Consider the following 22,720-nt stretch of genomic DNA (forward strand, 5'->3'; position numbering starts at 1 on the left):
CGTCTTGGTTTCCGCCTCGCTCCGGCCCGGTCTCCGGGACTGCCATGGGGCGGGCACGTCGTCTCACCGGACGTCATGCCCGGTCGTGCCCCCACCCTGTGCGGCATAGCACAAGGTGACCGGTTCCGCGCCAGAGGCGTTTCTCGCAGTCAACAGCTGCCGGGCATGCCTCCCGGAGCGGATCCGGTCAGCGACGTGGCGTCAGTCCCGAGCCGATCGGGGCCGGACGGGTGACTTCGTTGCGCTGCATCTGCATGCGGATCTGATTGTTCTCGAATTGCTGCTGATGCCGGACGCCGCGAATCTCGCTTTGGGTCGCGAGCCGGTCGTTGGTTTCGTTCAGCGATCGCGTGCCGGCTGACTGGGCCAAGGCGGGGGATAGGCCGGCGACAACGGTCAGCATCGAGATGGCGGATAGGGCGGTACGCATGGAACGTCCTCTGGTGATGATGTTCACGGTATGGTGAGACGACGCCCGAGAGGAAACCGTGGTTCCCCTCCCGGCCACCCATCTGGGGCCGACCTTTTGTCCCAACCCTCGACGTCGTTCGCGTTTTGGTCCAGGGAAGCAACATGAAACAGCATCCCGACGCGACGACGGCCCCTGTGCCGGCGCCGGCCTCCGGCGTGGCGGCCGAGGCCGCGCAGACCTCTATCGCCGCGCGCGCCATGGCCTCCCTCAGGCCACAGGGTTCGCCTTATCTCGAAGGGCTGAATCCCGAGCAGCGCCGCGCAGTCGAGACGACGGAAGGGCCGGTCCTCGTCCTCGCTGGTGCAGGCACCGGCAAGACGCGGGTGCTCACCACGCGAATCGCCCATCTGGTCTCGACCGGCAAGGCGCGGCCTTACGACATCCTGTCGGTGACCTTCACCAACAAGGCCGCCCGCGAGATGAAGCACCGGATCGGTGCCCTCATCGGCCCGGCCGGCGAGGGGATGCCCTGGCTCGGCACCTTCCATTCCATCGGCACCAAGATCCTGCGCCGGCACGCCGAGATGGTGGGGCTGAAATCGGATTTCACCATCCTGGGGATGGACGACCAGCTGCGCCTGATGAAGCAGGTCATCGTCGACCAGAACATCGACGAGAAGCGCTGGCCCGCCCGCGCCCTGTCCTCGGCCATCGACGGGTGGAAGAACCGCGGCCTCCTGCCGGAGCAGGTACCCCCCGGCGAGGCGGGGGCCTTCGCCTTCGGCAAGGGTGGCGCGCTCTACACCGCCTATCAGGCCCGGCTCCTGACGTTGAACGCCGCCGATTTCGGCGACTTGCTGCTGCTCTGCCTCAAGCTGTGGCGCGAGAACCCGGACGTGCTGGCGAATTACCAGCAGCGCTTCCGCTACATCCTGGTCGACGAGTACCAGGACACCAACGTCGCCCAGTATCTCTGGCTGCGCCTGCTGGCGCAGGGGCACCGCAACGTCGCCTGCGTAGGCGACGACGACCAGTCGATCTATGGCTGGCGCGGGGCGGAGGTCGACAACATCCTGCGCTTCGAACACGATTTCCCCGGTGCGGCCGTGGTGCGGCTCGAGCGCAACTACCGCTCCACCGGTCATATTCTCTCCGCCGCATCCGGGCTCATCGCCAAGAACGAAGGCCGTCTCGGCAAGACCCTGCGCACCGAAGACGTGGCCGGCGAGAAGGTGACTGTGTCGGGCGCCTGGGATTCGGAGGAAGAGGCGCGCCAACTCGGCGAATCGATCGAGAGCCTGCAGGCCAAGCAGCATCCGCTTTCGGAGATCGCCGTGCTCGTGCGCATCTCGGCCCAGATGCGGGAGATCGAGGACCGCTTCGTCCAGCTCGGTCTGCCCTACCGCGTCATCGGTGGGCCGCGATTCTACGAACGGGCCGAAATTCGCGATGCGCTGGCCTATCTGCGCGTCACCATGAACCCGGCGGACGACCTCGCTTTCGAGCGCATCTTCAACACCCCGAAGAGGGGCCTGGGCGACGCTACCCTGCAGATCCTCCACGGCTATTCGCGCTCGCAGCGCGTGCCGCTGCTCCAGGCCGCCCGCAGCCTGATCGAGACCGACGAGTTGAAGCCGCGCGCCCGCTCGGGCGTCCGCGCTTTGGTCGAGAGCTTTTCGCGATGGGCGCGGATGGTCGGTACCCAGCCGCATTCGGAGGTGGCCCAGACCATTCTGGAGGAATCCGGCTACACCGAGATGTGGCAGAAGGATAAGTCCGCGGATGCCGCCGGGCGCCTGGAGAACCTCAAGGAGTTCGTGCGCTCCATGGAGGAATTCCCCGACATGGCTGCCTTTCTCGAACATGTCTCCCTCGTGATGGAGGCGAGCGAGCAGGAAGGGGCGGACCGGGTCTCCCTGATGACCCTGCATGCGGCCAAGGGGCTCGAATTCGACACCGTGTTCCTGCCCGGGTGGGAGGACGGATTGTTCCCGAACCAGCGGGCGCTCGACGAGAGCGGCCGCGCCGGGCTGGAGGAGGAGCGCCGTCTCGCCCATGTGGGCCTGACCCGTGCCAGAAAACGCGCCAAGCTGTCCTTTGCGGTCAACCGGCGCATCCATGGGCTATGGTCCTCGACGGTGCCGAGCCGGTTCATCGACGAGTTGCCCGCAGACGCCGTCGACGTGGTCGACGCCCCGGCGCATTTCTCCGCCGGCGCCTCGCGCTTCGACCGCAACCCGGCGCCGTTCGGTTCCTCCTACGCGACGCCGGGCTGGCAGCGGGCGCAAGCCAACACTGCCGGCAACCAGGAGTTCGGAGGCGGGAATCGGCAAGCTTTCGGACGGTCCTCGCCGCCCGGACGAGGCAATGCTGGTCCTCGCCAGATCGAAGGCGAGCTCGTCGCGAAGTCGACGGGGGCGCCGTCTGCGTTTTCGGATGGTATGCGAGTCTTCCACACCAAGTTCGGCCCCGGCAACGTGGCGGCCGTCGACGGCAACAAGCTGACCGTTGACTTCGATAAGGCCGGCCGCAAGATGGTTCTCGACAGCTTCATCCAGCCCGGCTGAAGCACCCAGCCGGCTCCACGCTCGATAAGCGATGTGGTCCGGCCGGTTCAGCCCTTCAGCAGGGCAGGAGTGTCATGGTCGAGATGGATGCGCCGACATCCCGCCCTCTCCATCCGCATGACCCGCTTCAACTGTCGCCGCCGAGTCTTCCGAGAGATATTCAGCCACACACTCAAGAATTCGCGCTGTCACGCCCCTGTCGCGACGGGAGCGGCATGGTGCGTGCGTAGGTGATTCGTGGGTCGCGCATGCGGGGCCCGCATCATCTTCGAGGCCAGTCGTCCACAGGCGTCGTGGCGACATCCGGAACTGAAAGACCTGCTCTCGAATTGGCGTAGTGTTGATAAAGTTAGCCGTGCAGGAAATGTTATCGAGGTTAAAAGACGTCAGCAGGTCGAAGATCAGTTAAACCCTAGTTGGCAAGTCCAGTTGGAGTGTTGATCGATGAAAAGACGGCGCACGCGACTTGAACTGGTAGAAGACCGCCCGGTGCGGCTGCACCGCACCCGGTTCGACGACGAGCGTAACCTGGCCCCGATCCAACCGCTCACGGAGCGACAGGCGGAGTATCTCGACGCTCTCGCCGTCAACAAGCAGGTCATCGTTCTCGGCCCGGCCGGTACCGGTAAGACCTACATTGCTGGAACCCGCGCCGCGGATCAGCTCCGCCAGCGCCGCATCGCCAAGGTCATCATCACCCGCCCCAACGTCCCCGCTGGCCGCTCGCTCGGGTTCTTCCCAGGCAGCTTAGAGGAAAAAATCGCGCCTTGGGTGACCCCGCTCACCGAGACCATGAAGGAGCGAATGGGCGACGCCGCCTACGAGATCGCCATGAAGACCGGCGACATCGAGGTGGTCCCCTTCGAAGTGATGCGCGGACGCACCTTCAAGAACTGCCTCGTGATCCTCGACGAGGCGCAGAACACCACCACCGCCGAAATCAAGATGTTCCTCACCCGGATCGGCGACGATTGCCAGGTCATCATCAATGGCGACGTGTCCCAGACCGACCTGCGCGAGACGTCAGGCCTCAGGACCGTGATCCATCTCGTCAAAAGCCGCATGATGCCGATCCCGATCGTCGAATTCACCCTCGACGATATCGTCCGTTCGGGCATTTGCGCGGAATGGGTACGGGCCTTCGAGGAAACGAAACTCTGACTTGAGTGTTATCAGCGGCGGGTCGAACCGGACCCGCCGCACGTCTCGGCGTGCGGCAATCATCTCCCCGGCGCCAGCTTGGGAGATCAATCCGAGCGCGGAGCTCGGGTTAAAGAGAACGGAAACGCCCGATGAGAAAATTGATCTTCGCGCTTGCCATGGTCGGAAGCCTCGGCGCAGCCGGCCTCGCCACGAGCGCTTCGGCCGCCCCCGGCGCCCCGATGGGTGTGACCTCCTCCGAGACCGTCACTCCCGTGCGTATGCACCATGCTGAGCGCCGCATGCATCGTCGGATGCACCGCCGTCACCACATGCGCATGCACCGCCACCACATGCGTCACCGGATGATGCATCACCGCCGCATGCACCGGATGTGATCGCAGCAGCGATGTGAATGTGAAAGGGCCCCGATCGGGGCCCTTTTTTGTGCGACGACCGTTAGAGAGTGCTGCCGTTCAGAGCTTCGGTGTGGCCGCCGTGGCTTTCACCGATGTTTCCTTGAGCGCGGCATCCTTGGCCGGAGGCGTCTTGGCAACAGGTGACGGCGCACCGCTCGTCGTGGCCTTGCCGGTTTTCACGGGGTCGGCGGCGATCTTGGCCTTCTGTCCCACGGCGCCGGTCACTGTCGGCACCGTGATCGCATGACCAGTATGGGGCGCTTTGCCAGCCTTCGGTGCCGTCTGGATCGTTTCCGGCGCGGATGCGACAGCCGGGATCGTGGCGGCATTGGCCGATGGGGTCGCGGGCGTCGGTGAAGCCTTCGCGGTGAAGAGGCTGCCGAGAACCTTTGTGTAGGCAGGTGAATCCGCGTCGGCATCGGCCACCATGATGCGCGCCGTCGCTGCCGGCTTCTGCGGTTCGGACGCCGCATCCGTCTTCGCGACGATGCTGCCGGACTTGGTCTTGTCGGCCCCCGGCTTGAGGGCGGCCGCAGCGGCCTTGGTCGGGATCGGAGCTTCGGCGGCGGCAAGCATCACCGGCCGTCCCTTGGCATCCACCTCGACCTCGCGCTCGCCGGCCGCCAGGCTCTCGGGCCGGCTCACCTCACCGAGATGATGGCGCGCATATTCCTTCGGGTCGTAGGGGGCCTCCGGCTCTTCCTTCTTCGTCAAATTCGCGAAGGCCATCGTCGAGGCGGGCGGCTGCGGCCGGAAGACCGGATTCTGGCCACCATCGTCATAGACGACACGCGTCGCGGGCGTGCCTTTGGCGACGAGCTCGGCAATGTCGTGGTTGTCCCGCGCCCGTTTCTCGGCAACGAGCGTATCCACCTTCGGCGAGCACGAGCCGGCCGCCACATCCTGTCCGCCGAAGACGTAGCGTGTGCCGCAGACGTTCACGCGCGGCTCTTCGCGAAGGGCCTCGAAATAATCCGAGCCTTCCTTCAGGTTCTTCCAGAACGGCGCGTTCGGGTCGTTGCGGTACTTAGCGAAATTCGTCGCCGTCATCCGGAACGGGTAGGATTGGAACTGGAACGCGCGCTGCCCGCCGGCGAAGGAATCGCGGGCCAGGGCGTAGATCTCGCCCATCGATTCGTCGGTCATGGCGAAACAGCCCGAGGACGAGCAGGTGCCGTGCACCATGATGTAATTGCCCGTCCGCCCGTTGGCCCGGTCGTACGTGTTCGGGTAGCCGGTATCGAAAGAGAGATAATAGGACGAGTTCGGGTTCATTTGCCCCGGTGTCACCGTGTAGAAACCCTCAGGGGCCTGCCGGTCTCCCTGCTTGGTCTTGGGGCCGAGCTGGCCCGACCAGCGGCAGATCGGAAAGGTCTTGAGCAGCGCGTATTGGCCGTTCGCGCCACGCTTCCACACCTCCATCTCCGCTTCCTTCTTGAAAGCGCGGATCAGGATGGGGTCGTTCGCCGCCATGCCCTTCTGCGCCATGAGCGCCAAGGTTTTCGCGGGGACGGGAGTCAGGGCCCGCAACGGGACGCCGCCGCCCATCGAGCCGTCCTGGCAAGCGGTGAGGGAGAGAGCGAGCGCAACGATACCGGCAGCCGTAGCCAGGCGTAGAGCCAGCGGGCGCAAAGCCATGGGGAACCCCGTCCTCATTCATGCGCTCGCGGGATCTCGCCCGTCGAACGCCACTCCCCAACCCAATAGCGTCGTTAAACTTACCCGGTTGTTACCGCAAGAAGACGCAAATGGCCGGCTTGTGAGGATGTGGATTTCGGTGGCTTCCTCATTGTGGGCAACACCTTGCCGCAAAGTGTCGTCGAGCCTCGACTTTCAGGCATGCTAGTCGGAGAGCAATCGACTTGATTCCGCTGGTATTTCTCTGTGCGATGCGCCGTAGGCCCGTCGTCATAGCGGGGCTTCACGACCAGTCCCGAGGCGGGATTTAACAAAATCTTCAACGGTTCCGCATGAGGGGTGCGCTAAAACGACGCATCAGAGTTTGCGGCCGATATCGAGGAACTTCGCGGCCCGGCGGTCTCGAATCTCGTCGGGGCTCAGACCATCGAATTCGGCCAGGGCCTTGGCCACGGCCTTGCCCGTATTGGCGATGGCTGCCTCGCGGCCGCGGTGGGCGCCGCCGGTCGCCTCCGGGATGATGCCATCGATGATGCCAAGGCGCAGCAGATCCTGCGCAGTGATCTTCATGGCGGTGGCCGCATCCGCCGCACGGCCCTGATCGCGCCAGAGAATAGAGGCCGCACCCTCCGGCGAAATCACACCGTAGATCGCATGTTCGAGCATGAGTACGTGGTTGGCGGTGGCAAGCGCGATGGCACCGCCCGAGCCGCCTTCGCCGATGACGACGGCGACATTGGGCACGCCGAGGGCGAGACAGGCCTCGGTGGAACTGGCGATGGCCTCGGCCTGCCCACGCTCCTCCGCCTCGATGCCAGGGAACGCGCCGGCCGTGTCGACGAAGGCGAGGACGGGAAGGCCGAACCGATCGGCCAATTCCATCAGCCGCACCGCCTTGCGGTAACCCTCGGGCTTGGCCATCCCGAAATTGTGGCGCAGGCGGCTCTCGGTGGAGGAGCCCTTCTCCTGGCCCAGCACGCAGACGGCTTGGCCCTCGAAACGGCCGAAACCGGCGACGATGGCCTGGTCTTCGCCGAAGGTGCGGTCGCCTGCCAGGGGAGTAAACTCGGTGATCAGCCCGGCGCAGTAGTCGATGAAGTGCGGCCGCTGCGGGTGGCGTGCCACCTGCGTTTTCTGCCAGGGCGTCAGCGTGGCGTAGATGTCCGACAGGGCGGCGGCGGCCTTGCCCTCGAGCCGGCCGACCTCTTCGCTGATGGAGACCGCACCGTCGCGGGCGGCCATGGTCCTCAGCTCCTCCAGCTTGGATTCGAGCTCGGCCACCGGCTTCTCGAAATCGAGATAGGAGCGCGTCACCGACATCGGTCAGAGATCCTTGTTCGTTGCCATTGGTGCGCCGGGATGCCGTGTCGGAGACAACGGCGACGGAAGGCGTCCGGGGCGGGCGGGAAAAGCCGCGATTGGCCGGGGGTGTTGGCGAAGGAACACCGCCTGTCAACCATCCTGGCTCTCAGAGCCGGCCTTCGCCCTACACGACGATAGCCTTAAGCTTGGCCTTGGGTCATGGTGCCGTCATCGTTCGGCGTCCACTCTCCAGCCTCTTTGTATGGCGTCTGGGACGCTATGGAGAGGTCCGCGCCCGTGATAGCGTTTCCCAGCGGCGAATCCCACGTCCTCGTACTCCAGGGCGGTGGCGCACTCGGCTCCTACCAGGCCGGCATCTACGAGACGCTGGCGGCCGAGAACATCCTGCCCGACTGGGTGGCGGGTATCTCCATCGGCGCGATCAACGCGGCCCTGATCGTCGGTAATCCGCCCGAGCGCCGCGTCGAGCGGCTGAGGGCGTTCTGGGAGCAGGTCTCGTCCGGCGTGATGGGCTCACCCTGGTTTCCCGGCGAGAAGGCGCGTGCGGCCTTCAACGAGGCCAGCGCCAACTGGATCGCCACTTTCGGCGTCCCCGGTTTCTTCACGCCACGCGTTCCCCCGGCGACGTTCTATCCGCCCGGCGCCCCGGAGGCGCTGAGCTATTACGACACCGCTCCGCTCAGGGCGACGTTGGAGCGGCTGGTTGATTTCGACCTCATCAACGAGGGGCGCACCCGGCTCAGCATCGGAGCCGTCAACGTGCGCACCGGCAATTTCGTTTATTTCGACAATCGCTGCGACCGCATCACGCCCGAGCACATCATGGCGTCGGGGGCATTGCCGCCGGGTTTCCCGCCGGTGACCATCGACGGCGAGCAATATTGGGACGACGGCATCGTCTCGAACACGCCGCTGCAATACATCCTCGACGAGGAGCGCAGCCGTGACCTCGTGGTCTATCAGGTCGATCTCTTCGCCGCGCGCGGGCCGATGCCCCGCACCCTGGTCGAATCGGCCGAGCGCGAGAAAGACATCCGCTTCTCGAGCCGCACGCGGCTCAACACCGACAAGAACCTCGAAGCCCGCCGCGCGAAAGCCGCGTTCCGACGGCTGGCCGAGAAGCTGCCGCCCGAGCTGATGAGCGACGAGGACGTCGCCTACCTGCGCCAGGTCTCCCACGCCAATTTCACGACCGTGATGCAGCTGATCTACCGGCGGAAAGCCTATGAGGGAAACTCGAAGGATTACGAGTTCTCTCGCGCCACCATGCTGGAGCATTGGGCGGCGGGTGCCGGTGACATGCGCCGCTCTCTGCGCTCTCCAGCCTGGTGCGACCGAGTGCACGACGAAACCGGCGTAGCCGTGTTCGACCTGACGCGGGACGCCCGCGACTGACGTCATCCCGACCGCTTCATCCCGGAGGCCCATACGCCATGACCCGTGACGAGATCCTGCAAGTTCCCTCGATGCCCGCCTTCAGTCCGAGCTATCCGCGCGGGCCGTATCGGTTCCTCAGGCGCGAATACCTCATCATCACCTACGAGACCGATGCCGAGGCCCTGCGCCGGGCGCTGCCCGAGCCGCTGGAGCCCCACCCCGAGAACCTCGTCTATTACGAGTGGATGAAGATGCCGGATTCCTCCGGGTTCGGTGATTACGAGGAGAGCGGATCGGGCGCCGTCGCCACCTATAACGGCGAGGCCTGCAACTTCTCGATCCAGATGTATCTCGACGACGAGCCGCCGATCACCGCTGGCCGCGAGATCTGGGGCTTCCCGAAGAAATGGGGCGTGCCTCGCCTCAAGGTGATGAAGGACACGCTCACCGGCACGCTCCATTACGACGAGGAGCGCGTTGCGATGGGCACCATGACCTACAAGCACAAGAGCCTGGAGAACGAGCTCGACACGGTGAAGGCCGGCCTCGGCCGCCTCAACGTCAACCTCAAGCTCCTTCCCGACGTGACCGGCGCGCCGAAAGTGGCCCAACTCGTCGGCTATCGCTTGGAGAACATCACCGTTCACGGCGCCTGGGACGGCGAGGCGCGCCTCGACCTGATCCCGCACGTGAATTGTCGGGTCGCCGACCTGCCGGTGAAGCGCATCGTCGGCGGCCGGCACATGATCGTCGACTTCACCTTGCCCTACGGGCAGGTGCTGCACGACTATCTCGCCTGATCGCCCAGATGACCCGAGAGGCTTCCATGATCCTGACATCCAAGACCGCCATCGTCACGGGGTCCACCAGCGGCATCGGCCTCGCCTATGCCCGCGCCTTCGCCAAGGAGGGCGCCAACGTCGTCATCAACGGCTTCGGCAAGCCAGAGGATATCGAGAAGGAGCGCGCCGGGATCGAGGCGGATTTCGGTGTGAAGGCCGCCTATTCCCCGGCCGACCTGACGAAGCCCGGCGAGATCGAGGGATTGATCCGCCTTGGCGAGGAGACATTCGGCTCGGTCGACGTGCTCGTGAACAATGCCGGCGTCCAGTTCGTCTCGCCGATCGAGGATTTCCCGCCCGAGAAATGGGAGCAGATCATCGCGCTCAACCTCTCCTCGGCCTTCTACACCATGCGATACGCCATCCCCGGAATGAAGGCGCGGGGATGGGGCCGCATCATCAACACCGCTTCGGCCCATTCCCTCGTGGCCTCACCGTTCAAGTCGGCCTACGTTTCGGCCAAGCACGGCATCGCCGGCCTGACTAAGACCGCCGCCCTCGAACTCGCCACCCATGGCATCACCGTGAACTGTATCTCGCCGGGCTATGTCTGGACGCCGTTGGTGGAGGCGCAGATCCCCGACACGATGAAGGCACGGGGCATGACCAAGGAGCAGGTCATGAACGACGTACTGCTGGCGGCCCAGCCGACCAAGCAGTTCGTCACGGTGGAGCAGGTGGCGGCCCTCGCCGTGTTCCTGTGCAGCGACGGTGCGAGCCAGATCACCGGCGCCAATATCCCCATGGATGGCGGTTGGACCGCGCAGTAGCGCGCAGCGAAAAGCCCGCCCCGTCGGCACGACGGGACGGGCTCGTTTCAAGCGAATCTGGTGTTCAGCGGCGGCCGTGCAGGAGCAGGGCGAGGCCGTATCCGACGGCTCCGGCGATCACGAGGGCGATGAGCGGGTTCTCTTCGACACGGCTCTCCACGGCGCGGGCGCCATCGCGAACGTAGCTGCCGCCGCGGTCATAGGCGTCGCCGGCATAGTCGGAGACGTTGCCCGCCACGTCGCGAAGGGTGTCCTTGGCCTGACCGTAGACCTCCTGGGCGCGACCCTCCGCCTCGCGGTAGCGGCCTTCCGCCGAGGTCCGCGACGATCCGACGGCATCGCCGACGGCGCTCTGCACGCGGCCGCCGAGGTCCTTGGCCGTCCCGACGACTCGATCCGTATCAACCATGGGTCAACTCCTTCAGAATCGCAGATGTGTGAGCGGCGCTCCCAAGGCGGCGCCCGCATCCGATGGTCACAGAACGTGCGAACCGGCCAAGCGCACCATCGCAAGACAACTTTCTTGAGCGAGCGGTTTACGGGGTGTGTCGCTCCCGTGCTTCGATGAGCAGCAGACGCCCCACCTCGGATACCGCCCTGGGAAGGACCGCCAGGGGATCGCGCCGTTTTCGCGCGGGCGACGCGGATCGCCGCCATGCCGCCCGGACGGGTGGGATGTGGAGGAACAGAACCGGGCAGGGCTCGGCCAGCGCCTGGAAGTAACTGGCGTTGCACAGGTAGCGGCCAGCATTCCGGGATGGGATCGCCGAAATCCCCTGCCGTTTCAGGCAGACGAGGGCGCGGGCCGCGATGGGGGCTTCGCGCTGCGCTGGTCCCTGACGGTCGAGCCGCAGGGTGGTCGGAATCCGCCCCGATGCATCGGGAAACAGCCGGCTTGCCCGATTGAGGGCGCGAGCCTCGACGCGAACCCGTTTGGCGCGGCCAGCGACGCCGATCATCAGCACGGCGGCCGGGCTCTGGGCGAGGGCCGGCTTCAACGACTCGGAAAGAGCCGCATAGGCGGTGCGCAGGATGAGCGTGCGCACCGGGAACCCGGCGATGCCATGCCGGCCGAGATGTCCGACCTGCCGAGCGAGCGTCTCGCTCGGGTTGCGCGGCATGCCGGGGAAAGGGCCGAACCCGGTGACGAGGAGATGCCCCCCCGTCACAGCCCGATCAGCGTCGCGATGGCCTCCGCGCCGGCGGCCGGGGAGGATTCGCCTCGCGCCACGCCGGCTTCCGCCTCGGCCGTCTGCTTGCGCACTTCCGGCGAACCGACGAGCCGCTGGTGCAGGCGTTCGTGGACGAGGGCCCACATCCACTTCACGTCCTGAGCGCGGCGCTTCTTGGCGATTTCGCCTGTGGCGGTCAGCTTGTTGCGGTGGTCGACCACCTTGTCCCACATGGCGTCGAGACGCTTGTTGTTGAGGCCGGAAATGGTCACCACCGGCGGGGTCCAGGTCGAACTCGGAGCGCTGAGGATATGGAGCGCCGCCCGGTATTCGCCGGCTGCCGCGTTGGCCCTGCGCTCGCCCTCGCCATCGTCGGCCTTGTTGACCGCGATCATGTCGGCAAGTTCGAGAATGCCCTTCTTGATGCCCTGCAACTCGTCGCCGGCGCCGGGCAGCATCAGCACGAGGAAGAAGTCGGTGAGGTCGGCCACCGCCGTCTCCGACTGGCCGACGCCCACCGTCTCCACCAGGATCACGTCGAATCCCGCGGCTTCACAAAGAAGCATGGTTTCGCGGGTCTTGGCCGCGACGCCGCCGAGGGTGCCCGATGAGGGGGAGGGGCGGATGAAGGCGTTCGGGTCGAGCGCCAGCTGGGCCATCCGGGTCTTGTCGCCGAGGATCGACCCGCCGGTGCGGCTGGAAGAGGGGTCGACCGCCAGCACCGCTACCTTGTGGCCGGCGGCGGTGAGGTTGGCGCCGAGATTGTCGATCGTGGTGGACTTGCCGACCCCTGGCACCCCCGTGATGCCGACCCGGATCGCCGTGCCGGTCTGGGGAAGCACCGAATCGATGAGGCTGCGCGCTGCGGCGCGATGATCGGCCCGTTTCGATTCCGCCAGCGTGATCGCGCGTGCCAGGGCCGCGCGGTCGCCCGCGAGCAGCCGTTCGCGCAGGGAGTCGATGTCGAGAGAGGGAGGAAGCGCCATGAGCCCTTCATGCCGGGCCGGCTCGGTTTCGTCGAGGGGGCACGTGCCCCTTGAGCTGGCCGGCCTGTACCCGACCGGCCACAGGCCGGCCTCTGCCCGCTATTCACATCGGCCCCCGCCACGCTCATGCCCTGCCATGGTCACGATCGTCACCGACACGGTAGGAGGAGGGGCCGGGACTTGAAGCGCCGGGCCGTCACGAGGCCGTCAGTACGCCATGATCCGAAACCACCTTGTTGGGGCATCCCTGCCGACCCGCCGCTCGCTGTTCCGCGCCGCCGCGCTCATGGGCGCTGCCAGCCTGACGCCGGGCCTCGCCGGCTGCGTCGCCGACGGGCTCGTCACCGGTGGGACGGGTCCCGAGCGCCAGTCGAATCTCGACGTCAGCCCGATCCTGCTGGTGGCGACGACGCGCAAGCCCGTGGGCAACCCGCCCAAGAGCCCGTATTTCAGTTCCGAGCGCGGCCGCGGCCTGAGCTTTGCCGAGGTGCGCCTCTCAGCACCGGACCGGTCGCTCATCGGCAAGGTCTCCTCCGTGGTGTCTGGCGATTGGGCGGTGACCGCCGTGCCGCAGGTGGAGACCGGGGCGGGCGCGGCGGCGGCTTTCACCCAGGCGGCCTTCGGGCGAGACGTGCTGATTTATGTCCACGGCTACCGAGAGAGCTTCGCTTCGGCGGCAGTCAGCGCAGCCCGACTCTCCGACGGCATACATTTTAGGGGCGCATCGGGCCTGTTCACCTGGCCGTCGGCGGCCGCCACCTTCGATTACGGTTACGACCGCGAGAGCGCTCTGTGGTCACGCGATGCGTTCGAGGACCTGCTGAAGTCGCTGGCGAGTTCACCGAGCGGCGGGCGCATCAACATCGTTGCCCATTCCATGGGAACTCTCCTGACCCTGGAGACCATCCGTATGCTGCGTGCCGAGGCCGGCGAGGCGGCGATGGCGCGGATCGGCGCCATCGTCCTCGCGGCGCCCGACATCGACATCGACCTGTTCACCGGCGCGGTGGAGCGAATGGGGCCGGACGTCTCGAAGATTACGGTGATCTCTTCGACCAACGACCGCGCACTGGAACTCTCCGGTGCCATCGCGGGCGGCGTCGTCCGTGCGGGCGCGGCCGACCGCGAGCGGCTGGAGGCCCTGGGCGTAAGGGTGGCGGATGCGTCCGATTACGGCGGCGGCCTCATCAACCACGACTTGTTCCTGTCGAATCCCGAGGTGCAGGGCGTGGTCAAGCGCGCGATCGGCCGGGCGGCCGGTGGAGCCTGAGCGCAGCACCGCCCCGGACAACGCGAGAGGTCTTGGTGTGAGGTCTTGGCTTGAGGTCTTGGCTTGAGGTCTTGGCTTGAGGTCTTGGCCTCGGCCCCGTTCGCCCCTACACGAGCGGCTGTCGGGCTGACGATTCCCACACCGACGCGGCCGCCTTCCGGCGCGCCCAGAACGAGGATTGTGCGATGTTCACTCTCGATATCGATGGCGTGGCCATCGCGGTCATCAACGGGACCGAGGAAACCGCTCGCGACCTGTTCACCTGCGACGGCTTCAAGGAAGACATCCAGGCGATGAAGAGCGACGGCAAGGTGCTGTGGAACGGCACGTCCGAGCTCAAGATCCGCCCCGCCACTGAGGATGAGATCGAAATCTTCGAGGATGCTCTGGCCGAGGACGATTCGGACGAAGACGCTCCGTTCGAGCCCGACATGCGTCATGCCAAGAGCGCCGAAGAGCCCGATGAGGACGAAGACGAGGACGGCGAAGACGACGCCGACATCGTGTTCCTCGTGGATATCGACGAGGATGCCGGCCTCGATTCCTAAGGCCTGATCCCGCAGGATCATCTCACGCCGACCGCCTCGCCCGGACACGGGCGGGGCCTTGTATCGCGATCGCCCCTGCCAGCCGTTGACGGTGGCTTCTGCGAGCTATCCCTGAGCCGCTGGGGCATCGGCTGGGATCGGGCAAGGTCTCGAACACGGCGTGGGCGCGATGCCTGCCACGAGTCTCGGCACAGAGCGAGGACCGCATGACTTTCCGCTTCGAACACCTCCATCTTCGCAGCCAGGACGCCGTCGCGGCCGCCGGTTTCTACGTGGAGACCTTCGGCGCCCGCGAACTCACCCGTGACGGCGGCGCCACCGTGACCCGCGTCGTCCTCGACCTCGGTGGGCTCACCCTCTTCATCGAGCATGCACCCGAAGCCGGCCCTTCTGCCACGCCGCCTAACCGGGGCATCGAGCATATCGGCTTGGCGGTCGACGACCTCGACGGCACGGTCGCCGATCTGAAGCGTCGCGGCGTCGCTTTCGTCATCGACATCACCGATGTCCGCCCCGGGCTTCGCACCGCCTTCCTCGATGGGCCGGACGGGGTTCGGATCGAGCTGCTGCAGCGCGGCTGATCCGATCAGTTCGCGGCCGGTCGCGCCGCCTTGGCGGGTATCCTGCCGGGCGGGACCGGCGCGTCGCCCATGGCCTTGGCGGGTGCTACCGGCGCCGTCTTCTTCGGCGTGATGGAGCCCGTGATGACCGCATCCCGCATCGGTACCGCCGGCGAGTCGATGCCGTAGATGTCGTCGCGGAAATGGGCGCGACCATCCGGCGTGGCGTAGCCGGTGAGATACACGAAGGTCACCGGGATCTGTTTCGGCAGCTTGATGTCGACCCGCTCGTTGGTGGCGATGTTGGCCTCGATCTCCATCGGTCCCCAGGTCGAGCCGGGGCCGTTGGGGCCGGGCGTACCCTCCAGCAGCCAGCCCGCCAGTTCCTTCACCTGAGCCACCCGCACGCAGCCATGCGAGTGGAACCGTACCTCCCGTGCGAACAGCGATTTCGACGGCGTGTCGTGCATGTAGACCGCCTGCTTGTTCGGCATGTCGATGCGGACCTGACCGAGGGAATTATCCAGGCCCGAATCCTGGCGAAGCGTGTAATTCGCCGCCTTCTCGCCCGCCCAGTCGATCGTCGTCGGATCGACCTCGACGCCGCCAGGGCCGAGGATGCGGATCCGCTCGCGGGCGAGATAGCCCGGATCCTTCCGCATCTTGGGGATGATCTCCTTCTTGATGATGGAAATCGGCAGGGTCCAGGTCGGGTTGAGGTTCACGTCGGTGATGCGCGCCTCGATCCTCGGCGTCGCCTTGTCGGGCTTGCCGACCACGGCCACGTAGCGGCGCACGACGACGCCGTTCTCCACCGCCTCCACGGCGGCGGAGGGGATGTTCACCACCACGTAACGGTCGCCATAGGGAAAGTTGGAGCCGATTTGCCGCGCGGCCGAGGCCGAGAGCTGGCGCTGGCGGGTCGCCGCCGGCACGTTGAGGGCGGTCACCGTCTGGCGGCCGATCATGCCGGTCTCGGGCAGACCATGGCGGGCCTGGAACGCCTTCACCGCCGAAACGAGGACGGGGTCGAGCAGGTCCGAACTCGGCACGCCAGCCGGCAGGTCCCCGGTGAGCACGAGGTGCTGTCGGAGTGCAGGGATGTTCGGGTCGCGGGCACCCGGCTTGATCGTCAGGTCGGCGGGCAGCGTACCCCAGCCGCCGGCATCGACGATGGCCTGATAGCGCTCCGCCATGCGGAACGTGTCGAGGAAGGTCGAGGGGGCGAGCGTCGGCACCGGATCGTCGGAGACCCGCGCCACCACGAGGGGAGGGAGTTCCCGGGATTTCTTCGGCGCCGCCGGAGCCGGCTCCGCTCCCTGAGCCAGCGGGGCGGATTGGGGGGCCGCGTTCCCCGATGTTTGTGCGGATTTCGGGGCCGCATCGGTTTTCGGGCTGGACTCGGCCCTGGCAGCAGGCTTGGCGGTGGCGGGCGGGGCCTCCGGAAGGGATGGAGCCGGTTCGGCTCGAACTCCTGTAAGGCACAGCATCAGCGCGAGCGGCGACAGGCCGGCACGCAGGATCGACGGGAACACGACGCAACGCGACGACACAGGCAACCCTCGTGAGCAGAGAGGTCCGGATCATGCGGGCCGGATGGTTACCAAGTTCCCACCCATTCCCATCCGCAGGCCCTGACAAATCGGGACGCCTCGCCCTACCTCCAGGCCAATCCGAAACGTCGAGGAGGTCAGGCCATGATTCATCATCCCGCGATCCGGAGTGGCGGCACGGCCGTCGTGACGGGGGCCGCGAGCGGCATCGGCCTCGCCGCCGCCAAGCGGTTCGCCGCCTCGGGCATGAGGATCGTCCTCGCCGACCTGCCCGGCGAGACGCTGGAGACGGCGCGTGCGGAGATTGCGGCGACGGGCGCGCAGGTTGTGGCGTGCCCCACCGATGTCGGCCGGCGCGAGGACGTGGAGGCCTTGCGCGAGGCGGCGGGCGGGCCACCCGCCATCGTCATGCTCAATGCCGGCATCGAAGCGGGCGGCCGCCTCTTCTCGGACGAGGCGACGTGGCGGCGCATCCTCGACACCAACCTCTGGGGCGTCGTCAACGGTATCCAGGCCTTCGCGCCCGCCATGGCCGAGGCGAGCGCACCCGGCGCGATCATCGTCACCGGCTCGAAACAGGGGATCACCACGCCGCCGGGCAACACGCCCTACAATGTCTCGAAGGCGGGCGTGAAAGTGGTCACCGAGGCCCTGGCTCACGACCTGCGCGGGCGCGACGGGTCCAAGGTCAGCGTGCATCTCCTCATTCCGGGCTTCGTCTATACCGGCCTCACCAGGGCGCGGGGCGTGGCCGAGAAGCCCGACGCCGCCTGGACACCGGAGCAGACGGTGGAGTTCATGGTCGAAGCGATGGGGCAGGGGGACTTCTACATCCTCTGCCCCGACAACGAGACCACCCGCATCCAGGATGAACACCGCATCGCCTGGACGGCGGGCGACGTGATCGAGAACCGGCCCGCGCTCTCGCGCTGGCACCCCGATTACGCGGATGCCTTCAAGCGCCATATGGGCTGAGCGGGGGCTCGGCCCTTTTATCGGCCGATTGGCCTGTTGAAGCTTGGGCGTGCGCTCGGTCCCGGCTATGGCGGGTGCCTTGCATGGTACGGGACGGATGTCGGTCCTCACGAACGCGATCCACGGCAACAGCCCCGTCATCGGGGATATCAGAACGGGAGCCGCCCTTTGGCCACCATCATCCCAGTCGCTTCCTTCGATTGCGTCGTGTTCGGCGCCACCGGCGATCTGACCACGCGCAAGCTGTTGCCGGCCCTGTACTACCGCTACAAGGACGGCCAGATCCCCGGCACCAGCCGCATCATCGGCGCATCGCGCTCGGAGATGAGCGCCGATGCCTTTCGCGAGCGCGCACGCGATGCGCTCAAGCGCTTCGTCCCGGCCCGAGATCTCGTCGAGGACAAGCTCGGCGCCTTCCTCGATCACCTCGATTACGTGGCCGTGGACGGGGCCGGCGACGACGGCTGGGAGGATCTCGCCGCCAAGCTCGCGGAGCGGCCGGACCAGGTCCGGCCCTATTATCTCGCCACTTCGCCCGACCTTTACGGCTCCATCTGCCGTAACCTGTCGGTCCACGGGCTCATCGGCGAGAAATCGCGGGTCGTGCTGGAAAAGCCGATCGGCAAGGATCTGAAATCCGCTCGCGCCATCAATGACGCGGTCGGCGAGGTCTTCCCCGAAGAGCAGATCTTCCGCATCGATCATTACCTCGGCAAGGAGACGGTTCAGAACCTATTGGCCCTGCGCTTCGCCAACACGATTTTCGAGCGCCTCTGGACGGCGGACGTCATCGATCACGTGCAGATCACCGTGGGCGAGACGGTGGGTGTCGAGGGCCGGGCCGGCTATTACGACACGTCGGGCGCGTTGCGCGACATGGTGCAGAACCACCTGCTCCAGCTTCTCTGCCTGATGGCGATGGAGAGCCCGCTCACACTCGATGCCAATTCGGTACGGGACGAGAAGCTGAAAGTGCTGCGTGCGCTGAAGCCGATCACGCCCCACGACGTCCAGTCCGTCACCGTGCGCGGCCAGTACGCGGCCGGCGCCGTGGACGGCAAGCCGGTCCAGGGTTACCGCGCCGATCTCGGCGGCGAGACGGAGAGCCGCACGGAGACCTTCGTCGCTCTGAAGCTGGAGGTGCAGTCTTGGCGCTGGGCCGGCGTGCCGTTCTACATCCGCACGGGCAAGCGCCTGCCCCAGAAGCTCTCCGAAATCGTGGTGCAGTTCCGCGCCTCTCCCTTCTCGATCTTCCCGGCCGAATCCTTCGGGCGCGAGCCCAACCGCCTCGTCATCCGACTCCAGCCGGAGGAGGGGATCAAGCTGGAAGTGATGACGAAGGACCCCGGTCCGGGCGGCATGCGGCTGCGGCCCACCAACCTCGACATCTCGTTCGAGGAGACCTTCAAGCAGCGCTATCCCGATGCCTACGAGCGCCTCTTGATGGACGTGGTGCGCGGCAACGCCACCCTGTTCATGCGCCGCGACGAGGTGGAGGTGGCCTGGGCCTGGGCCGATTCGCTGCTGAAGGCCTGGGCGGACCGGCCCGAGCCGCCCCGCGCCTATCCGGCCGGCAGCTGGGGGCCAACCGCTGCCATCGCCCTGATCGAGCGGGATGGACGGACCTGGCACGAGGAGGTGCACTGACCGGAGGGGTGCTGCACACAGGAGAGAAGTTATTTGTGTGAGGCTAATAAAAACAACTAATCGGGCACTCCCTCGACAGGCCGTTGCCCGACGCCTACACGTCTGGAGAGTATCGCCCCTCCAACATCAAGACCTACGCCCCCATGGAAAAGCTCGACTCGGCGATCGGGATCAATCGTCGCTACCTCCATGACGAAGTCGTGGACCGGATGCGGGATCTGATTCAGTCGGGAGAGCTCGAACCGCGCGCGCGGGTGAATGAAAGCGAGCTTACCGAGCTGTTCGGCATCTCGCGCACACCGCTTCGCGAAGCGATCAAGATCCTCGCCACCGAGGGGCTGCTCGAATTGCTGCCGAACCGGGGTGCCCGGGTGGCTAGCCTGTCTCAGGCCGAGATCGAAGAGATGATCGAGGTCATCGCCGGACTCGAGGCGACGGCCGCCGATCTCGCCTGCCGCACGATCGGCGACGATGAGATCGCCGCCATCGAGCAGGACCATCACGACATGGTCAAGGCCTGGAAGGACGGCGAGGAAGCCACGTATTTTCGGCTCAACCGCGCGATCCACGAGGCGATCATGGCGGCCAGCCGCAACTCGGTGCTGGGCACCATCTATGCGAGCCTGTCCGGCCGCATTCAGCGATCGCGCTACGCTGTCCACCAAACCGCCGAGCAATGGAGCCGGGCCGTCTCCGAGCATGAGCGGATGATCGCGCTGCTCCACGCCCGTGATGGCGAGGCGCTGGCCACGGTCATGCGTGACCATATCCGCTCGAAGACCCCGGTCATCGCCGAGAATTTCGGCGCCGGCGAGTGAAGGACCGGGACTTGGTATCACCCCGGCATTCCGCGATGGGCAATCCCAAAGCTCCGCTATCCGGGCCCCGGGACGCGGTGGCGTAACGACGTTGGGCGGTGCTGCTCAGGCCGCGCGGATCGTTGCGAGGAACTGAGCCACTTCCGCGTTGAGATGCTCCGATTCGCGCGAGAGCTCGGAGGCCGAAGCCAGGACCTGGGAGGCCGCGGCGCCCGTCTCTTCGGCGGCGCCCGCCACGCTCGCGATGGTGGTCGTCACCTCGCCGGTCCCCTCCGCGGCCTGGTTGATGTTGCGTACGATTTCCTGCGTCGCCGCACCCTGCTCCTCGACTGCCGCGGCGATCGACGTCGCAACGGTGCTGATCTCGCGGATGCGGGCCGTGATGGTCTCGATGGCCGTGACGGCCTGACCGGTGGAGCCCTGGATCCGGCTGATCTGGCTGCCGATCTCGTCTGTCGCCCGCGCGGTCTGGTTGGCGAGTTCCTTGACCTCCGCCGCCACGACGGCGAAGCCCCGGCCCGCCTCACCGGCGCGCGCGGCCTCGATGGTGGCGTTCAACGCGAGGAGGTTGGTCTGGCCCGCGATGGCGGCGATCATCGCGACGACGTCGCCGATCTTTGCGGCCGCATCGCTCAGATCCTTCATCTGCGCACCGGTCCGCGTTGCATCCTCCACCGCACGGTGAGCCAGGCTGGTCGAGCCATCGACCTGACGGCCGATCTCCATGACGGACGAGCCGAGCTCCTCGGCCGCCGCCGCCACCATGGTGACGTTGGTGCCCGCCTGCTCCGCCGCTGCCGCCACGGAGACCGATTGCTGCGCGGTCTGCGTCGCCGTGCCCGACATGCTCTGGGAGGTCGCGCGCAACTGGGTCGCCGCCGCCGAGACGCGGGTCAGGATATCGCCGACCGCATTCTCGAAACCATCGGCCAATGCGAGGGCGGCGATCTTGCGTTGGGTCTCTGAATCGGCACGGGCCTGCGCGGTTTCGGCTTCCAGGATACGGGTCCGCACCAGATTGTCCCGGAACGTGTCGAGGGTACCGGCCATCGCGCCGATCTCGTCGGTCCGCCCGATACCGGGGATCGCCACATCGGTCTCGCCGGAGGCCAGCCGACGCATCGCCGCCGTGATCCGCTCGATGGGACGCGACACGCCGAGGAGAGCGAACGCCATGGCGGCCAGCGCCATGGCGACGGAAATGGCGAGCATCGTCCGTGTGGTGAGGACCGCCTCGGCCTGTTCTTCGCGCGCCGCTACGCTCGCGGCGGTCCCGGCCTGTCCATTGAGCTCCACGAGCTTGCGCGCGGCGGCGGTCGCGGCGAGGTACTCGGCATTCATCGGGCCGCGAAAGCGCTCGGTCAGCGACGCGCGCTGGCTGGTATCGATCTCGAGCAGGGCGTTCCAACCCTTCTGCAGGACCTGCCATTTGGCGGAGAAATCATCGAACAACGCCTGTTCCGAGGGCGAACTGATGAGGGGAAGATAGGCTGCTCTGCCCTTCTCGGCGTTTTGAATCATGTCTCCGACGTTCTTGATGCTCAGGGCACGCTCGGCCTCGTCATCCGCCATCAGATACCGGAACTGCCAAAGGCGGGTCCGCATGACCAGCGCGCTCAGACTATGGGCCGCATCGACGGAGGGGAGCGCGTTCGAGGCCAGCAATTCGATACGGCCACCGATGGCGTCGAGCTTCCGCAAGGCAACCACACCCTGCACCGTCGTAATGATGGCGAGCGCGGTGAAGAGGCCGATGAGCGTTGTCTTGATGGAGGGGCGCATGAAACGGTCCAGGGTAACGAGCGAGTCTGTGCAAGAGCGCCGTAACCATGGGGGGCAATCCCTAATGATTGTTTTGCCCCCGCCCGAAAGCCTCCTGAGAGACATCGACTGTTGTCATCAGGCCGATCTCACGCTGCGTTGTTGATCGAGCGCAGATTGACCACCAGATCGGAAAAGCGGTCCCCCTGTACGATGACGTGGGCACGCAGTCGGTCCGCCGCTGCGATCTCGTCGCCGGCGACGATGGCGGCGACGATAGCTTCGTGCTCGGCGAGGGATTGCCCGAGCCTGTGGCGCGCTCGCAACTGCATCCGGCGGAACGGGGTCAGGCGCCGGTGCAGGAGCCGCGCCTGCTCGCACAGGAAGTCGTTGCGGCAGGCCCGATAAATCACCGTATGGAAGACGTAGTTCTCTTGGTAGTAGGTCTCGGGGTCGCCATCCGCCGCCGCTACGGCACAGGCTGCGAGAGCCTGTTTCAGGGCCTTCTCGTCGGCCGGAATCAGCCGGCGCGCGGCGAGCCGGCCGCATGAGGCCTCGATTTCTGCCATCGTCTCGAACATGGCGATGAGCAACTCAGGATCGGGGGCGCTCACGATGGCACCCCGGCGCGGCTTGATCTCCACGAGGCCGGTCATCGCGAGTTGCAGCAGAGCCTCACGGATCGGCGTGCGCGAGACTCCGAAGCGCTCGGCAAGCTCGGTCTCATCGAGGCGGGAGCCGAGGGCCAACCGGCCATCCACGATCTCCGTCTCGATCGTCTGCCGGAGGCTGAGCGATCGGCTCATAGCGATTCCACCCTTGTGTTTCCAATCGAAATTCGCATTCGCTATTATTCATGGGCGTTGACAAAATATACAAGACATAGTTCGCTGGTATATTGAACGGGCGTTGCAGTATAAATGTTGCGCCGCAATACAGCGA

At 66.2% G+C, this 22,720-nt stretch carries 21 protein-coding genes; 12 read left to right on the forward strand and 9 right to left on the reverse strand.

Going from position 1 to position 22,720, the window contains the following annotated elements; genetic code table 11:
- Positions 1 to 187: 187 nt before the first annotated feature.
- Positions 188 to 457 carry a hypothetical protein gene (locus ACYQML_RS08125; RefSeq protein WP_461235246.1) on the reverse strand — a complete coding sequence of 90 codons (270 nt, stop codon included), beginning with the start codon at positions 455 to 457 and terminating at the stop codon, positions 188 to 190.
- A gap of 116 nt (positions 458 to 573) precedes the next feature.
- Between ACYQML_RS08125 and ACYQML_RS08130 the strand changes: the two genes are divergently transcribed.
- The 3 genes from ACYQML_RS08130 (at position 574) to ACYQML_RS08140 (ending at position 4,517) form a co-directional block, all read left to right on the forward strand.
- Complete coding sequence (locus ACYQML_RS08130; RefSeq protein WP_461235247.1) at positions 574 to 2,979, forward strand: ATP-dependent helicase; 2,406 nt, start codon at positions 574 to 576, stop codon at positions 2,977 to 2,979.
- A 444-nt stretch (positions 2,980 to 3,423) separates the two neighbouring features.
- Positions 3,424 to 4,140, forward strand: a complete 717-nt coding sequence (locus tag ACYQML_RS08135; protein ID WP_461235248.1) for a PhoH family protein — start codon at positions 3,424 to 3,426, stop codon at positions 4,138 to 4,140.
- A 131-nt stretch (positions 4,141 to 4,271) separates the two neighbouring features.
- Positions 4,272 to 4,517: a hypothetical protein gene (locus tag ACYQML_RS08140; RefSeq protein WP_056423601.1), complete on the forward strand. Its 246-nt coding sequence runs from the start codon at positions 4,272 to 4,274 to the stop codon at positions 4,515 to 4,517.
- 78 nt (positions 4,518 to 4,595) lie between these two features.
- Here the strand turns inward: ACYQML_RS08140 and ACYQML_RS08145 are convergent, their stop codons facing one another.
- Together ACYQML_RS08145 and ACYQML_RS08150 are read right to left on the reverse strand one after the other, a co-directional pair.
- On the reverse strand, positions 4,596 to 6,176 hold the full coding sequence (locus ACYQML_RS08145; RefSeq protein WP_461235249.1) for a L,D-transpeptidase family protein: 1,581 nt from the start codon (positions 6,174 to 6,176) through the stop codon (positions 4,596 to 4,598).
- A 357-nt stretch (positions 6,177 to 6,533) separates the two neighbouring features.
- Positions 6,534 to 7,496, reverse strand: coding sequence for an acetyl-CoA carboxylase carboxyltransferase subunit alpha (locus ACYQML_RS08150; protein ID WP_461235250.1), 963 nt, complete (start codon positions 7,494 to 7,496; stop codon positions 6,534 to 6,536).
- A 261-nt stretch (positions 7,497 to 7,757) separates the two neighbouring features.
- Here ACYQML_RS08150 and ACYQML_RS08155 point away from each other — a divergent pair, with 261 nt between their 5' ends.
- Genes ACYQML_RS08155 through ACYQML_RS08165 form a run of 3 tightly spaced genes read left to right on the forward strand, consistent with a single transcriptional unit; the run spans position 7,758 to position 10,488 of the window.
- On the forward strand, positions 7,758 to 8,894 hold the full coding sequence (locus tag ACYQML_RS08155; RefSeq protein WP_461235251.1) for a patatin-like phospholipase family protein: 1,137 nt from the start codon (positions 7,758 to 7,760) through the stop codon (positions 8,892 to 8,894).
- 38 nt (positions 8,895 to 8,932) lie between these two features.
- Positions 8,933 to 9,676 carry an acetoacetate decarboxylase gene (locus tag ACYQML_RS08160; protein WP_056423609.1) on the forward strand — a complete coding sequence of 248 codons (744 nt, stop codon included), beginning with the start codon at positions 8,933 to 8,935 and terminating at the stop codon, positions 9,674 to 9,676.
- 26 nt (positions 9,677 to 9,702) lie between these two features.
- Complete coding sequence (locus ACYQML_RS08165; RefSeq protein ID WP_311274277.1) at positions 9,703 to 10,488, forward strand: 3-hydroxybutyrate dehydrogenase; 786 nt, start codon at positions 9,703 to 9,705, stop codon at positions 10,486 to 10,488.
- Between the two features lie 64 nt (positions 10,489 to 10,552).
- Here ACYQML_RS08165 and ACYQML_RS08170 read toward each other — a convergent pair whose 3' ends face one another.
- The 3 genes from ACYQML_RS08170 to meaB form a co-directional block, all read right to left on the reverse strand.
- Positions 10,553 to 10,897, reverse strand: coding sequence for a CsbD family protein (locus ACYQML_RS08170; RefSeq protein WP_056423612.1), 345 nt, complete (start codon positions 10,895 to 10,897; stop codon positions 10,553 to 10,555).
- Between the two features lie 127 nt (positions 10,898 to 11,024).
- Complete coding sequence (locus tag ACYQML_RS08175; RefSeq protein ID WP_461235252.1) at positions 11,025 to 11,657, reverse strand: pyroglutamyl-peptidase I; 633 nt, start codon at positions 11,655 to 11,657, stop codon at positions 11,025 to 11,027.
- A complete protein-coding gene (gene meaB / locus ACYQML_RS08180; protein WP_056423616.1) occupies positions 11,654 to 12,646 on the reverse strand; it encodes a methylmalonyl Co-A mutase-associated GTPase MeaB in 993 nt (330 codons plus the stop codon). Before meaB ends, ACYQML_RS08175 begins: the two co-directional genes overlap by 4 nt.
- 217 nt (positions 12,647 to 12,863) lie before the next feature.
- Between meaB and ACYQML_RS08185 the strand changes: the two genes are divergently transcribed.
- The 3 genes from ACYQML_RS08185 (at position 12,864) to ACYQML_RS08195 (ending at position 15,045) form a co-directional block, all read left to right on the forward strand.
- Positions 12,864 to 13,916: an alpha/beta hydrolase gene (locus ACYQML_RS08185; protein ID WP_056423623.1), complete on the forward strand. Its 1,053-nt coding sequence runs from the start codon at positions 12,864 to 12,866 to the stop codon at positions 13,914 to 13,916.
- 185 nt (positions 13,917 to 14,101) lie between these two features.
- Positions 14,102 to 14,464, forward strand: a complete 363-nt coding sequence (locus tag ACYQML_RS08190; protein ID WP_461235253.1) for a hypothetical protein — start codon at positions 14,102 to 14,104, stop codon at positions 14,462 to 14,464.
- Between the two features lie 206 nt (positions 14,465 to 14,670).
- Positions 14,671 to 15,045: a VOC family protein gene (locus tag ACYQML_RS08195; protein ID WP_207410031.1), complete on the forward strand. Its 375-nt coding sequence runs from the start codon at positions 14,671 to 14,673 to the stop codon at positions 15,043 to 15,045.
- A gap of 5 nt (positions 15,046 to 15,050) precedes the next feature.
- Here ACYQML_RS08195 and ACYQML_RS08200 read toward each other — a convergent pair whose 3' ends face one another.
- On the reverse strand, positions 15,051 to 16,577 hold the full coding sequence (locus ACYQML_RS08200) for a L,D-transpeptidase family protein (RefSeq protein WP_461235254.1): 1,527 nt from the start codon (positions 16,575 to 16,577) through the stop codon (positions 15,051 to 15,053).
- 144 nt (positions 16,578 to 16,721) lie between these two features.
- Here ACYQML_RS08200 and ACYQML_RS08205 point away from each other — a divergent pair, with 144 nt between their 5' ends.
- The 3 genes from ACYQML_RS08205 to ACYQML_RS08215 all read left to right on the forward strand — a co-directional run bounded on the left by ACYQML_RS08205 (position 16,722) and on the right by ACYQML_RS08215 (position 20,017).
- Positions 16,722 to 17,552, forward strand: coding sequence for an SDR family NAD(P)-dependent oxidoreductase (locus tag ACYQML_RS08205; protein ID WP_461235255.1), 831 nt, complete (start codon positions 16,722 to 16,724; stop codon positions 17,550 to 17,552).
- A gap of 168 nt (positions 17,553 to 17,720) precedes the next feature.
- A complete protein-coding gene (zwf, locus tag ACYQML_RS08210) occupies positions 17,721 to 19,199 on the forward strand; it encodes a glucose-6-phosphate dehydrogenase (protein WP_056423632.1) in 1,479 nt (492 codons plus the stop codon).
- A 143-nt stretch (positions 19,200 to 19,342) separates the two neighbouring features.
- On the forward strand, positions 19,343 to 20,017 hold the full coding sequence (locus tag ACYQML_RS08215; protein WP_461235693.1) for a GntR family transcriptional regulator: 675 nt from the start codon (positions 19,343 to 19,345) through the stop codon (positions 20,015 to 20,017).
- A 105-nt stretch (positions 20,018 to 20,122) separates the two neighbouring features.
- Here ACYQML_RS08215 and ACYQML_RS08220 read toward each other — a convergent pair whose 3' ends face one another.
- Together ACYQML_RS08220 and ACYQML_RS08225 are read right to left on the reverse strand one after the other, a co-directional pair.
- On the reverse strand, positions 20,123 to 21,799 hold the full coding sequence (locus ACYQML_RS08220) for a methyl-accepting chemotaxis protein (RefSeq protein ID WP_461235256.1): 1,677 nt from the start codon (positions 21,797 to 21,799) through the stop codon (positions 20,123 to 20,125).
- Positions 21,800 to 21,927: 128 nt separating this feature from the next.
- Complete coding sequence (locus ACYQML_RS08225; RefSeq protein ID WP_056423636.1) at positions 21,928 to 22,584, reverse strand: GntR family transcriptional regulator; 657 nt, start codon at positions 22,582 to 22,584, stop codon at positions 21,928 to 21,930.
- Positions 22,585 to 22,720 lie beyond the last annotated feature (136 nt).

Source organism: Methylobacterium sp. CM6244, from assembly GCF_054817885.1.